General features: G+C 70.3%; 13 protein-coding genes and 1 pseudogene. 9 read left to right on the forward strand and 5 right to left on the reverse strand.

What is annotated here, in order from left to right; genetic code table 11:
• Positions 1-51 precede the first annotated feature (51 nt).
• Both HDA40_RS31445 and HDA40_RS31450 read left to right on the forward strand, forming a co-directional pair.
• Positions 52-987, forward strand: a complete 936-nt coding sequence (locus tag HDA40_RS31445) for an acyl-ACP desaturase (protein WP_253761426.1) — start codon at positions 52-54, stop codon at positions 985-987.
• A complete protein-coding gene (locus HDA40_RS31450; protein WP_253761427.1) occupies positions 984-2,645 on the forward strand; it encodes an FAD-binding dehydrogenase in 1,662 nt (553 codons plus the stop codon). The genes HDA40_RS31445 and HDA40_RS31450 overlap by 4 nt, the downstream gene beginning before the upstream one ends.
• Here the strand turns inward: HDA40_RS31450 and HDA40_RS31455 are convergent, their stop codons facing one another.
• Complete coding sequence (locus HDA40_RS31455; protein ID WP_253761428.1) at positions 2,646-3,149, reverse strand: PaaI family thioesterase; 504 nt, start codon at positions 3,147-3,149, stop codon at positions 2,646-2,648. It lies immediately after the preceding gene.
• A 55-nt stretch (positions 3,150-3,204) separates the two neighbouring features.
• Here HDA40_RS31455 and HDA40_RS31460 point away from each other — a divergent pair, with 55 nt between their 5' ends.
• Positions 3,205-3,687, forward strand: a complete 483-nt coding sequence (locus HDA40_RS31460; protein ID WP_253761429.1) for a winged helix-turn-helix transcriptional regulator — start codon at positions 3,205-3,207, stop codon at positions 3,685-3,687.
• Positions 3,684-5,312 carry an acyl-CoA dehydrogenase family protein gene (locus tag HDA40_RS31465; protein ID WP_253761430.1) on the forward strand — a complete coding sequence of 543 codons (1,629 nt, stop codon included), beginning with the start codon at positions 3,684-3,686 and terminating at the stop codon, positions 5,310-5,312. The genes HDA40_RS31460 and HDA40_RS31465 overlap by 4 nt, the downstream gene beginning before the upstream one ends.
• 94 nt (positions 5,313-5,406) lie before the next feature.
• On the opposite strand, the gene HDA40_RS31470 is transcribed toward HDA40_RS31465, so the two are convergent.
• Both HDA40_RS31470 and HDA40_RS31475 read right to left on the reverse strand, forming a co-directional pair.
• Positions 5,407-6,552, reverse strand: coding sequence for a baeRF2 domain-containing protein (locus tag HDA40_RS31470; protein ID WP_253761431.1), 1,146 nt, complete (start codon positions 6,550-6,552; stop codon positions 5,407-5,409).
• 29 nt (positions 6,553-6,581) lie between these two features.
• Complete coding sequence (locus HDA40_RS31475) at positions 6,582-7,328, reverse strand: tyrosine-protein phosphatase (protein ID WP_253761432.1); 747 nt, start codon at positions 7,326-7,328, stop codon at positions 6,582-6,584.
• Positions 7,329-7,546: 218 nt separating this feature from the next.
• Between HDA40_RS31475 and cimA the strand changes: the two genes are divergently transcribed.
• The 5 genes from cimA to HDA40_RS31500 all read left to right on the forward strand — a co-directional run bounded on the left by cimA (position 7,547) and on the right by HDA40_RS31500 (position 12,244).
• The gene (gene cimA, locus HDA40_RS31480) at positions 7,547-9,118 is read left to right on the forward strand and encodes a citramalate synthase (protein ID WP_253761433.1); all 1,572 of its coding nucleotides are present in this window, start codon (positions 7,547-7,549) and stop codon (positions 9,116-9,118) included.
• A gap of 120 nt (positions 9,119-9,238) precedes the next feature.
• Entirely contained in the window at positions 9,239-9,652 is a 414-nt protein-coding gene (locus tag HDA40_RS31485) for a hypothetical protein (protein WP_253761434.1), read from the forward strand.
• A complete protein-coding gene (locus HDA40_RS31490) occupies positions 9,652-10,452 on the forward strand; it encodes a prolipoprotein diacylglyceryl transferase (RefSeq protein ID WP_253761435.1) in 801 nt (266 codons plus the stop codon). Before HDA40_RS31485 ends, HDA40_RS31490 begins: the two co-directional genes overlap by 1 nt.
• Entirely contained in the window at positions 10,449-12,002 is a 1,554-nt protein-coding gene (locus HDA40_RS31495) for a radical SAM protein (protein WP_253761436.1), read from the forward strand. The genes HDA40_RS31490 and HDA40_RS31495 overlap by 4 nt, the downstream gene beginning before the upstream one ends.
• A complete protein-coding gene (locus HDA40_RS31500) occupies positions 11,999-12,244 on the forward strand; it encodes a hypothetical protein (RefSeq protein WP_253761437.1) in 246 nt (81 codons plus the stop codon). Before HDA40_RS31495 ends, HDA40_RS31500 begins: the two co-directional genes overlap by 4 nt.
• Positions 12,245-12,268: 24 nt before the next feature.
• Here HDA40_RS31500 and HDA40_RS42725 read toward each other — a convergent pair whose 3' ends face one another.
• Both HDA40_RS42725 and HDA40_RS42730 read right to left on the reverse strand, forming a co-directional pair.
• Positions 12,269-12,376 (reverse strand): hypothetical protein, encoded by a 108-nt coding sequence (locus HDA40_RS42725; RefSeq protein ID WP_504928324.1) that lies wholly within the window; start codon positions 12,374-12,376, stop codon positions 12,269-12,271.
• 58 nt (positions 12,377-12,434) lie between these two features.
• A pseudogene (locus HDA40_RS42730) lies at positions 12,435-12,485 on the reverse strand (hypothetical protein); the annotation flags it as partial.
• Positions 12,486-12,662: the final 177 nt, after the last annotated feature.

Raw genomic sequence — 12,662 nt, forward strand, 5'->3', positions numbered from 1 at the left:
GCTACGGTGGCGTAACCTACGCAACCGTAGCCTGATTTGAGGGAGCCCCGCGTGACTGCATCGCCCGACACCCTGACCCTGCTGCGGGAGCTGGAGCCGACGGTCGAGACCAATCTCAACCGGCATCTGGCGACGGCCAAGGAGTGGTTCCCGCACGAGTACGTGCCATGGAGCGAGGGCAGCGACTTCGACGGCGTCCTCGGCGGCCAAGCCTGGGACCCGGAGCAGTCCCGGCTGCCCGAGGTCGCGCGTACCTCGCTGATCGTGAACCTGCTGACCGAGGACAACCTGCCCAGCTATCACCACGAGATCGCGACGACGTTCGGCCGGGACGGCGCGTGGGGCACCTGGGTGCATCGGTGGACCGCCGAGGAGGGTCGCCACGGCATCGCCATCCGGGATTACCTCCTCGCCACCCGGGCGGTCGACCCGGTCGCCCTGGAGCGCGCCCGGATGCAGCACATGGCGGGCGGCTTCACCAACGGCCACGATGGCGTGCTGTCCTCGATCGCGTACGTCTCCTTCCAGGAACTCGCCACCCGCGTCGCGCACCGCAACACCGGCAAGGTCAGCGGCGACCCGATCTGCGACCAGCTGCTCGCCAAGGTCGCCGCGGACGAGAACCTGCACATGCTCTTCTACCGGAATCTGCTGACGGCCGCCTTCGAGCTGGCCCCGGACGCGGCCATGCGTGCGGTGTGCGACGTGGTCAAGGACTTCCAGATGCCCGGCCACACCATCGAGAACTTCGGCCGCAAGTCGGTCCAGATCGCCATGGCCGGCATCTACGACCTGCGGATCCACCACGACGAGGTGGTCACGCCGATCCTTCGGCAGCTGCGCGTCCTCGAGCGCGACGGCTTCTCCGGCGAGGGCGAGAAGGCCCGGGAGGAACTCGTCGAGTTCATGACCGGGCTGGACACGGCGGCGAGCCGGTTCGAGGCGAAGCGGGAGGCGGCCCTCGCCCGAGTAAAGTCCCGCGCGTGACCGACGCTGACGTGATCGTGGTCGGGGCCGGGCTCGCCGGCCTCGTCGCCACCGCCGAACTCGCCGCCGCGGGCCGCCGCGTGATCCTGCTCGACCAGGAGCCCGAGGCGTCGCTGGGCGGGCAGGCATTCTGGTCGTTCGGCGGGCTGTTCCTCGTGAACTCGCCCGAGCAGCGCCGGATGGGCATCCGCGACTCGGCTCAGCTCGCGTTGCAGGACTGGCTCGGCAGCGCCGGCTTCGACCGCGAGGAGGACCACTGGCCGCGCCGGTGGGCCGAGGCGTACGTGGACTTCGCGGCGGGGGAGAAGCGCTCCTGGCTGCACGCGCAGGGCGTACGGTGGTTCCCCGTCGTCGGCTGGGCCGAGCGCGGCGGCTATCTCGCCGACGGCCACGGCAACTCCGTGCCGCGGTTCCACGTCACCTGGGGCACCGGGCCGGGTGTCCTCGAACCCTTCCTCCGCCGCGTACGCGAGGCGCAGCGCCAGGGCCTGGTCCGCATCGGCTTCCGGCACCGCGTCGACGAGCTGACCAGCACCGGCGGCACGATCGACGGCGTACGCGGAAGCGTCCTCGCGCCGAGTGACGCCGCCCGGGGCGAGTCGAGCTCGCGGGAGGTCACCGGCGACTTCGCGTTCACCGCGCAGGCCGTGATCGTCACCTCGGGCGGGATCGGCGGCAATCACGACCTCGTCCGGCAGAACTGGCCGGCTCGCCTCGGTACGCCGCCCAAGCGCATGCTGTCCGGCGTACCGGCCCATGTGGACGGACGACTGCTGGGGATCGCCGAGGACGCCGGGGCGAACCTGATCAACCGCGATCGGATGTGGCACTACACCGAGGGCATCGCGAACTGGGCGCCGATCTGGCCGCAGCACGGCATTCGCATCCTGCCCGGCCCGTCGTCGCTCTGGCTGGACGCGACCGGTCACCGGCTGCCGGTGCCGCTGTTCCCGGGCTTCGACACGCTCGGGACGCTGGAGCACATCATGCGGACCGGGCACGAGTACACCTGGTTCATCCTGACCCAGAAGATCATCGAGAAGGAGTTCGCCCTCTCCGGCTCGGAGCAGAACCCCGATCTGACCGGCAAGAGCGTCAAGCAGGTGCTGAAGCGGGTCCTCCCGGGCGCGCCCGGTCCGGTGGAGGCGTTCAAGAAGCATGGCGCGGACTTCGCCGTGGCCGGCAAGCTCCCGGCGCTGGTCGAGCAGATGAACAAGCTCGCGGCCGAGATCGGCGGGCCCGCGTTGGCGTACGCCGACATCGAGCGCCAGGTCGTCGCGCGCGACCGGGAGATCCTGAACCCGTTCGCGAAGGACTTGCAGGTCACCGCGATTCGCGGGGCTCGGGCGTACCGGGGCGACAAGCTCGTCCGGGTGGCCTCGCCGCACCGTCTGTTGGATCCGAAGGCGGGTCCGCTGATCGCCGTACGCCTCAACATCCTCACCCGCAAGACGCTGGGCGGGCTGGAGACGGACCTGTCCGGCCGGGTCCTCCAGGCCGGCGGCGAGCCCCTGCCCGGCCTGTACGCGGCCGGCGAGGCGGCCGGCTTCGGCGGCGGTGGCATGCACGGCTACCGGTCGCTCGAGGGGACGTTCCTCGGCGGCTGCCTGTTCTCCGGCCGGGTGGCCGGGCGCGCGGCAGCCGCCGCCGTCAGCTGATCAGCCGACCGGGAACAGCAGGCACGACGAGGTCGCGTGGGCGACCAGCCGGCCGGCCTCGTCGGTCAGCGTCGCCTGGGCCAGCGCCGTCCGCCGTCCCTGCGACAGGACCGTGCCCTCGCAGGTGACCAGCCCGGATTCGACCGTCACCGGTCGCAGGTACTTCACGGTCAGATCCATGCTCGTGTAGCCGATCCCGGCGGGCAGCGTCGAGTGGACGGCGCAGCCTGCGCCGGTGTCGAGCAGCGTCGAGATCACGCCGCCGTGCACCGTGCCGAGTGGGTTGTAGTGGAACTCCTGGGCCTTCATGGTCACCACGACCCGCCCGAATTCGGCGGTGAAGTCCTGCATGTCCAGCAGGCGCATGATCGGCGGGGGCGGCAGCTCGCCGGCGACCATGAGCTGGAGCAGCTCCAGCCCGGTCAGTTCGGCCGGAGCCTGGGCGTATACACCGGGGTCGTCCCACTCGAACGTTCGCGTGCGCTGCTGCTGGGTCTGCGTCATGAACCCAGGCTGCCGACGCTTGCTGAGTCTGTCAAGAAGACTTAGGTTGTCTCACATGAGGCCGGCGGCGTTGGAATGGTCCGTGGAGAACTGCACGGTCGGGCGCGCCATGGCCGTCCTGGGCGAGCGGTGGACCTTCGTCGTGCTGCGCGAAGTCTTCAACGGCGTACGGCGGTTCGACGACATGCGGAGGCACACCGACATTCCCCGGCAGGTGCTCACCAACCGGCTCGCGACGCTGGTCGAGCAGGGGGTGCTGCGCCGCGAGCCCTACCGCGAGCCGGGCGAGCGGCTGCGCCACGAGTACCGGCTGACCGAGAAGGGCTTCGATCTCTATCCGGTCCTCGTCGCGGTCTGGGAATGGGGCGACCGCTATCTGGCCGACCCCGACGGCTCGCCCGTGACGGTCGCTCATCGCGACTGCGGCGCCACTGTCGGCGTACAACTCGTCTGTTCGGAGGGACACGTGCTGAAGTCGCCGCGCGAGGCCGCGACGCGCCCGGGACCGGGCGCGCGGCCGTTCGGAGCGCAAGCATGACGCATGAGGTCGTCAACCAGGCCCCGCCGCTGATCGGCCACGACGTCGCCGCGGACCCGGCGCTGCTGGAAGCACTGGTACGCGAGGGCGCGGAGTGGCATCGCGGCGACCTGCACGCGCTAGGACGCCTGGCGGGGAGCGAGGAGGCGCAGCGGTGGGCTGACGAGGCCAACCGCTACTCGCCGGTGCTGCGCACCCACGACCGGTACGGGCATCGGATCGACGAGGTGGAGTTCCATCCGTCCTGGCACGAGCTGATGGGTGTGGCGGTCGAGCACGGGCTCGCGGGCGCCCCCTGGGCCGATCCGCGCCCGGGCGCGCACGTCGCCCGGGCGGCGGACATGCTGGTCTGGGGCACTGTCGAGCAGGGGCACATCTGCCCGATCTCGATGACGTACGCCGTGATCCCGGCACTGCGGGCGCAACCTGACCTCGCCGCGGTCTACGAGCCGCTGCTGACCTCGCGGGTCTACGACCCGGGTCTGCGTGCGCCCCTCGGGAAGGCCGGGCTGCTCGCGGGCATGGGGATGACCGAGAAGCAGGGCGGCTCCGACGTCCGCGCCAACTCCACGGTCGCCGTCCCGGAGACCGACGGGACGTGGCGGCTCACGGGCCACAAGTGGTTCACCAGCGCGCCGATGAACGACCTGTTCCTGGTGCTGGCCCAGGCCCCGGGCGGGCTGTCGTGCTTCCTCGTGCCGCGAGTGCTGCCCGACGGGTCCCGCAATACGTTCCGCATCCAGCGGCTGAAGGACAAGCTCGGCAACCGCAGCAACGCGAGCAGCGAGCCGGAGTTCGACGGCACCGTCGCGTGGCTCGTCGGGCCGGAGGGCCGGGGCGTGCGCACCATCATCGAGATGGTCACGATGACCCGGCTGGACTGCGGACTCGGCTCCGCCGCCGGGATGCGTGCCGCCCTGATGCAGGCGGTGCACCACACCCGGCACCGGTCGGCGTTCGGCGGGCTGCTGATCGACAAGCCGCTGATGCGTACGGTGCTGGCCGATCTGGCGCTGGAATCCGAAGCGGCCACCTGTCTCATGATGCGCGTCGCGGGCGCGGTCGATCGTGCGTCGCACGGCGACTCCGGCGAGGCGGACTTCCAGCGGATCGCCACGGCGCTGGCCAAGTACTGGATCTGCAAGCGGCAGCCGATGATGGTCGCCGAGGCGCTGGAATGCCTGGGCGGCAACGGATACGTCGAGGAATCGGGGATGCCCCGGCTCTACCGGGAGGCTCCGCTCAACGGGATCTGGGAGGGCTCGGGCAACGTCACCGCACTCGACGTCCTGCGGGCATCGCGTACCTCGCCGTCGACTGTGGACGCGTTGGCCGCTGAGATCGCACCGGCGCTGGGCGCCTCGTCCTATCTGGACGTCGCCTGGGCCTCGGTGGCGAAGCTGCTGACCTCGCCGGACGAGGCGTCGGCCCGCCAGCTCGCCGAACGCGCCGCCCTTGTCCTGCAAGGAGCCCTGCTCGTCCGGTACGCCCCGGCCGCGGTCGCGGACGCCTTCTGCGCCGCGCGCCTCGGCGGCGAAGGCGGCCTGGCGTTCGGCACCCTGCCCGCCGGCGTGGACATCGACGGCATCCTCGCTCGCGTTCCTCCGCTCTCGCCGGTGGCGTGATCATCGCGCGCTTCACCGATGGCGTGATCGTTGCGTCAGCCATGCGGTTTCGCGGGGCGATTCGTCCGGTCAAACAACCTCTATGAGGCGACGATCATGGGTGGGCTACCGCCTCGGAAACGCGGCGATCATGGTCGGGCTGCGGTCGTAGCACCGCGCCGACGCCGTCGACGAGGTCGAGCGGACTCCCGTCGGTCCCGGCCGCGGTGACCATGAGCAGGTCGGCGTCGGCGGTGGCGGCCGCCCGGATCAGGGCGTCCTCGGCGAGCACCTGCCGGGCCGACGTCCCGTCGCCGGGCAGGTCGGCCTGGTCGTGGGCCAGTTGGCCGCTGGCCGGATCGAGCCAGAGCACCGTTCCCGCGAGGCCGATCGGGTCCAGCAGCAGCGTCTCGACCTGACTCAGGTTGAACGCCGCGAGGACGGGTGCGATGCCGATCACGGCGTCACCGTCGTCGCCTTGAAGCCGGTGCAGTACGCCGTCCGCGTGCTGACGCGCGGTCTGCGCGACGACCTGGGCCGTCACGGCGTCCAGCGCTGTCGGATCGTCCTCAGGTCCCGGCGCGCCGACGTCGGTCAGCACGGTCTTGCTGCGCCAGCGGGGTGGCAGTTGGTCGATCAGGAGCCGTCCGGCCTGGCCGTCGCCCGCGACGATGATCACTTCCGGGCCCATCGCGTCGGCGAGCCCGGCGAGCTCCCCGGCCACGTCCTGCGCGTGGTCCAGGCGATCACTCCGCCCGCCGGAGACGATCTTCCGGATCGGCTGGATCTCACTGCCCGAGACGTCGATGCTGCTGCTGTCGGCCGACTCGATGCTCCCACTGGCGGGGTCGACGACCACGCGGAGCCAGCTGATCCGCTGCCCCCGCTGAGCCAGCAGCGGAGCGACGTGGGGCAATACGCCGTACTCGGCGCTGTCGGCCGGCGGCGGAGCCGCCATCACCTCGGTGTGCACCAGATCGGGACCAGCCTGCACGCCGGGATCATCGCGGAGGCGCTCTCCGGCGTTGGCGAACACGGCCAGCCCGTGCTGACCGTTCTCCGGCGCCGTGACGCGTACGGCCTCCTCGACGGCGGCCACCATCGGCTCGGCCGCGCCCTGGCGGAGCAGCGCCTCCCGGAGCGCGCGCCAGCGCAGCCCGACGTCGGCTCGCCCGCGTTCGGTGCCGAGCGAGTCGTCCAGGTAGACGGTGGCCCACGGCCCCGGCGTGTCGTACAAGGGCCTCAGGAAGCGGAGATTCATGCCCGGCCGAGTACCCCGCCCCGGCTGGTCTATTCGAGCAGTTTCGCCCGAAGTCGCGCGATGTCGTCCGCGCTCAGCCCAGCCGCGGTGAGCAGCGCCTCGACCGACCCGTATGCCGCGTCCAGCTCACGCAGCGTCAACAGCATCGCCTCGGGTGGCGTCGAGACGTAATAAGGCACCGGAGGCTTCTCGGCGAACCCCGGCACATGCACGTTCGCCCACGCCACGTAGGCCGGGTCGGCCAGCTCGGTCAGGGCGTACTCGTGGGCGACGGTCTCCTGGTCGACACCGAGGAGGCGCAAGATCAGGGCGATGACGGTCCCGGTGCGATCCTTGCCGGCGACGCAGTGGACGACCGGCGTCCCGGAGTCGGCCTGGGCGACCAGCGAGATCACCCCGGCGATGTCGGCCGCGCCGTGCTTGATCAGTTCGGCGTAGCGGTCGGCGAGGAACCGCGCGACGCCTCGTTCGGCGTCGTAGTCCTCGGTCCGCCAATAGGGATGGTCGAGGTGCCGATGGTGGTACGCGGGCGCGGCCCAGTCCGGTGCGCGGCCGCCCGCACTGACCTCCTCGTGCCGCCGGAGGTCGATCACGGAGTCGACGCCCAGCTGGGCGAACGCCGTGCGGTCGGCGTCGCAGAGCCGCGACAGGGTGTCCGAGCGATACAACGCCTTGGTGCGTACGCGACTGCCGTCGGCGGCGGGCAGCCCGCCCACCTCCCGGAAGTTGAAGACGGCCTGGAAGGGGATGAAACTGCCGGTCGCCTCGATCGTCACGTCCCCGAGAGTAGCGGTCCCGGGCGACAATCCCACAAGAGGTTTCGCCCACATGGCGAGACGACGTTTCCACTTCTTGGCGCGTAGTGGCATAGTCACGCTCGTGACGCAGTTCGCCCTCATTATTGGCGACTAGCGCGCCGGCCAAATACGCAGGCCAGCGCGCAGACCTCCCGCATCCGCGGGGGGTCGTTTTGTTTTGTGGGAGAGAAGGCGCGATGCAGGTATACGACACGACGCTGCGCGACGGCGCACAGCGTGAGGGCCTCACATACTCGGTCGCCGACAAACTGGCGGTGGCCAAGCTGCTGGACGAGTTCGGCGTGGGCTTCATCGAGGGCGGCTGGCCCGGCGCGATGCCCAAGGACGTCGAGTTCTTCCGGCGTGCGCGCGAGGAGCTGGAGTTCCAGCACGCGATCCTGGTCGCCTTCGGGATGACCCGCAAGGCAGGCGTGCACGTCGAAGACGACGCCCTGATCAAGGGCCTGATCGACGCCCAGACTCCGGCGGTCGCCCTCGTCGCCAAGTCCGATCTCCGGCATGTGCTGCGGGCGCTGCGTACCACGCCGGAGGAGAACCTCGCGATGGTGGCCGACAGCGTCGCGTACTTCGTGGCCAACGGCCGCCGCGTCTTCCTCGACTGCGAGCACTTCTTCGACGGCTTCCGGTACGACCCCGACTACACGACTTCCGTGGTCAAGGCCGGGCTCGACGCCGGCGCCGAGATCGCGGTCATGTGCGACACCAACGGCGGGATGCTGCCCTCCCAGGTCACCAAGGCCGTCGCCGAGGTCTGCGCCCGGCTCGGGGTGAGCCCGGACCGGCTCGGCATCCACACCCAGAACGACACCTCTTGCGCCGTGGCCAACACGGTCGCCGCGGTGGAGGCCGGCGTACGCCACTTCCAGGGCACCGCCAACGGCTACGGCGAGCGGCCCGGCAACGCCGACCTGTTCGCCTGCGTCGCCAACCTCCAGTTGAAGCTGGGCCTGCCCGTCCTACCGGACGGCTGCCTGGAACAGATGGTGCGCGTCTCGCACGCCATCGCCGAGATCGCCAACATCGCACCCGACACCCACCAGGCGTACACGGGCAGCGCGGCTTTCGCTCACAAGGCGGGGCTGCACGCGAGCGCGATCAAGCACGACCCGGCCCTCTACAACCACATAGACCCGGCCGTGGTCGGCAACGATATGAAGATCCTGGTCACGGAGATGGCCGGCCGGGCCAGCATCGAGCTCAAGAGCAAGGAACTCGGGCTCGATCTGGCCGGGCGGCCGGACGTCGCGACCAAGGTCACGGAGGAGGTCAAGCAGCGCGAGGCGGCCGGCTGGTCCTATGAGGCCGCCGACGCCAGCTTCGAGCTGCTCGTCCGGGATGCCCTCGGCGGCGGCCCCGCCCCGTTCACCCTCGAGTCCTACCGGGTCATCGTGGAGCACCGCGAGGACGGCGCCGTCGTCTCCGAGGCCACGGTGAAGGTACGCGTGAAGGGCGAACGGGTCATCGCCACCGCCGAGGGCAACGGCCCGGTCAACGCCCTGGACGAGGCCCTGCGGCAGGCCCTGACCCGGCACTACGCGTCGCTGGCGACCCTGGAACTGGCCGATTACAAGGTCCGCATCCTGGAAGGCTCGCACGGCACGGGCGCGATCACCCGCGTCCTCGTGGAGACGGTCGACTCGCGGGGCGGCGACTGGACCACGGTCGGCGTCCACGAGAACGTCGTCGAGGCGAGCTGGCGGGCGCTCGTCGACGCGCTGACCTTCGGGCTGGTCCGCGTACCGGCTTGATCCGCGTACCGGCGTGAGCAGTTCGGACTCCGATGGAGCCGAGTGGTGGAGCGAACCGGGGGCGGCGAGCGTCTATCGTGACGTGCAGTCCCCGGTCCGCCCGGAATCATCGGAGTCGCCATGACGCAGCCACCACCGGAACCGCCGATCCGGCCTGAGTTCCGCGTGCCGCCGATGCGCCCGGTTCAGGCGCCGCCCGCGCTCGACGATCCGGCCGCCCGCAGGCGCCGGATGCGGCTCGGCATCATCGGCGCGGTCGTCGGCATCGGCATTCCGCTGCTCATCGTGGCCGTGGGCATCGTCATCGCGCTGAGCGCCTCGGGCACCGGGTCGGAGCGCTGGATCGGTCTGATGTTCGTGATGGCGGCCGGGCTGGTGCTCGTCGGGCCGGTCCAGATCGTCACCGGGATCGTGCTGACGGCGGTGCCGAACACCCGCCCGTTCGGGGTCGGCTTCCTGATCGGCTCGGCCATCGGTGTGATGGTCATGGCAGGCGCGTGCTTCGGCCCGATGCTGGGCAGCTCGTCGTTCTGATGCTGCGGCCGATTCTGTTCCACCTCGGGCCGTTCGGCGTGCCGACCCACGACTTCTTCGTCGGGCTCGGCGTGACGGCCGCCCTCAGCTGGTTCCTGTGGCAGTTGCGCGGGCGTGACCCGATCGACGAGCGGATCTGGGGCGTCATCGCCGGGGCGCTCGCGGGCGGGGCGCTGCTGTCCCGCCTCGGCACCTGGGCCCAGCACCTGGCGCCCAGCGCCAACGCCGGCCTGGCCGAGCAGTGGCTCTACGGCAGCCGGAGCATCCTGTCCGGACTCGTCGGGGCGTACGCCGGAGCGCTGATCGCCAAGCGGGTCACCAAGCTGAAGGTGAGCACCGGCGACCTGTTCGCCGCCCCGGTCGCGCTGGCCATGGCGATCGGCCGGATCGGCTGCCTGCTCACCGAACTCCCCGGTACGCCGACCGGCGGATCCTGGGGCGTGACGCTGTCCGCCGCCGAGGCCGCGGCCATCCCGCGCGCGGTCGCCGGAGTGCCGTTGCATCCGTCGTTCGCGTACGAGATCGTCTTCCAGCTCGCCGCCTTCGTCGTGCTCCTGCGCAGCCGCGAGCGGTTCGCCCAGCCCGGCGCGCTGTTCGCCGGCTACCTGCTCGCGTACGCCGTCTTCCGGTTCCTCGTGGAGTTCGTCCGCGGCAACGAGGTCGTCGCGCTGGGCCTGACCCGGCCGCAATGGTTCCTGCTGGCCTGCTCGCCGCTCGCCGTCTGGGCCGCCGTACGCCGAGTCCGCCGCGGCGGCTTCGCCCTCGCTCCCCGTGCCCTCCAGGATGGAGTCTCAGCATGACCGTCGGCATGTCCTTGCGGGGTGACCGGATTCACCGGTACGTCAACGCGTTCTGCCCGCACTGTCACGCGACCGATCCCGAGCTGGCCCAGGTCCGGCGGTTGTCGGGATGGCTGGCCGAACGCGACGGGCGGATCTGGCTCGAACGCGGCTGCCCGGAGCACGGCCTGGTGCGGACGCTCTACGACGAGAACCCCGAGATCCTGAGCTACCTGGAGGAGTGGACCGCGCCGACCAAGGCGCACGTGCCCGATCTGGCGGGGAACTTCGCGCCGGTGCCTTCGGCGTACCTGGACGGGTTGCCGGAGATGCAGACCCAGCACACCTGCATCCTGCTGGCCGATCTCACCGACCACTGCAACCTCAAGTGCCCGACCTGCTTCGCCAACTCGTCGCCGCAGATCAGCGGGGTCGTCCCGCTCGCCGATGTGTTGTCGAGTGTGGACACCCGGCTGTCGCGGGAGAACGACCGCATCGACGTCCTCATGCTGTCGGGCGGGGAGCCGACCCTCTACCCCCAGCTCGAAGAGCTGCTCGCCGAACTGATCGCCCGGCCCGTCACCCGCATCCTGATCAACACCAACGGAGTGAAGATCGCCCGCGAGCCGGAGCTGGTCGCGCTCCTGAAGAAACACCGCGAGCGCGTCGAGGTCTACCTGCAGTACGACGGCCCGTCGGCGGCCACCAGCCGGCACCATCGAGGCGCCGACCTCACCCGGCTCAAGGAACAGGCGATCGACGCGCTGTCGGCGGCCGGCATCTTCACCACCCTGACCATGACCTGCGCCCTCGGCGTGAACGACGACGAGATCGGCGCGGTCGTCAAACGCGCCCTCGACACTCCATACATCGGCGGGGTCTCCATCCAGCCCCAGTTCGGTTCCGGCCGCTCGGCGCCGATCGACTCACAGGACCGGTTGACGCACACCGGCGTACTCGCAAGATTGGAGCCGCAGACCGGCGGAATCGTCACGTGGCGCGATCTGACCGCACTGCCTTGCTCGCACCCGCATTGCTGTTCCGTCGGGTACCTGCTGAAGGACGATTCGAACGAGTGGCGGTCGTTGACCGCGCTGATCGGCCATGAGCGGCTGAAGGCGTTCCTGGAACTGTCGCCCGACCTCGTGGCGAACCGCATCGCGGACACCGAGCTGCCTGCGGTCATGCGGGGCGTGGTCAAGCAGTCGTTGCTGGACCTGCTCTCGGAGCAGTCGTCGCTGTCCCACCCGCGTGTCGGCGACCTGTGGAAGGACATCTGCGAGAACTGCGACCTGGGCATCTCGACACTGCTCACGCTGGCCTCGTCGGCGCTGCCCGGCGGCCGGGACCGGCTCCGCAAGCTGCTGGCCGAACGGGTCAAGCGGATCACGATCAAGCCGTTCATGGACATCAACACGATGATCGAGGAACGGCTCACACAGTGCTGCGTCCACGTCGCCACTCGCTCGTCGGCCGGCGCCGATCAGTGCGCGCCGTTCTGCGCGGTCCAAGCCTGGCCTGCGCTGTCGGCACAGCGGCTGCCCCGCGCGATGCTGCCGGTGATCTCGTGAACCAGCAGCCCTACGACCCACTGCGACTGTGCGTGTACGCGACGATCGCGCTCCTAGGCTGGCTGCTCGGCCCGGTCGCGCTGGTGATCTTCGCCGGGATCGGGTTCGCGGGATACTGGCGGGCGCGGCGGGCCGGGCTCACGCGATCGAAGTGCTTCCTGCGGGATACGCGGCTGGTGCTGGCGTACCTCGGTGTGCTGACGCTGGCGGGGCTCGGCGGCATCGTCTGGTGGATCCTCTAACCGTCGACCTTCGCCAGCTGACGGTCATGGACACGGCTCAGTGCGAGCGACGCCGTCATCGCGCCCCACCCACTCCATCAGCTCCCAGAACGCGCTGAACGCCAGGCATACGCAGAAGGTGAGCGGGTTCAACCATCGGCTTCCCGGTAGCCGATGGTTGGGTCAGGACTTCCCGCACGAGGATCGCCGGGGCGAATCCCTGGAGGAAATGGCCGATCCGGTCGTACGGGTTGCGATCCAGTGCGGTATCACGGTGTCACCCGCGCCCGGCCCACTCTGGACGGTGCGCCTTCGGTGGTCGACGCCGACCGTCGTGGTCGCGGAGACGTGCGTGTTGGTGGGCTTCGCTCCGCGCGAGCGTGGTGGTGAGGTTTCGCTCAGCGACGTGCGTGGTGGTGAGGTTTCGCTCAGCGACGTG

Source organism: Hamadaea flava, assembly GCF_024172085.1.
Classification (GTDB): Bacteria; Actinomycetota; Actinomycetes; order Mycobacteriales; family Micromonosporaceae; genus Hamadaea; species Hamadaea flava.

What these genes read in the sequence shown, in the direction of transcription:
- HDA40_RS31455 (WP_253761428.1), bottom strand. Translation starts at nt 3,149, where the DNA reads ATGACGCAGACCCAGCAGCAGCGCACGCGAACGTTCGAGTGGGACGAC.
- HDA40_RS31495 (WP_253761436.1), top strand. Translation starts at nt 10,449, where the DNA reads ATGACCGTCGGCATGTCCTTGCGGGGTGACCGGATTCACCGGTACGTC.
- HDA40_RS31470 (WP_253761431.1), bottom strand. Translation starts at nt 6,552, where the DNA reads ATGAATCTCCGCTTCCTGAGGCCCTTGTACGACACGCCGGGGCCGTGG.
- cimA (WP_253761433.1), top strand. Translation starts at nt 7,547, where the DNA reads ATGCAGGTATACGACACGACGCTGCGCGACGGCGCACAGCGTGAGGGC.
- HDA40_RS31460 (WP_253761429.1), top strand. Translation starts at nt 3,205, where the DNA reads ATGAGGCCGGCGGCGTTGGAATGGTCCGTGGAGAACTGCACGGTCGGG.
- HDA40_RS31485 (WP_253761434.1), top strand. Translation starts at nt 9,239, where the DNA reads ATGACGCAGCCACCACCGGAACCGCCGATCCGGCCTGAGTTCCGCGTG.
- HDA40_RS31490 (WP_253761435.1), top strand. Translation starts at nt 9,652, where the DNA reads ATGCTGCGGCCGATTCTGTTCCACCTCGGGCCGTTCGGCGTGCCGACC.
- HDA40_RS31465 (WP_253761430.1), top strand. Translation starts at nt 3,684, where the DNA reads ATGACGCATGAGGTCGTCAACCAGGCCCCGCCGCTGATCGGCCACGAC.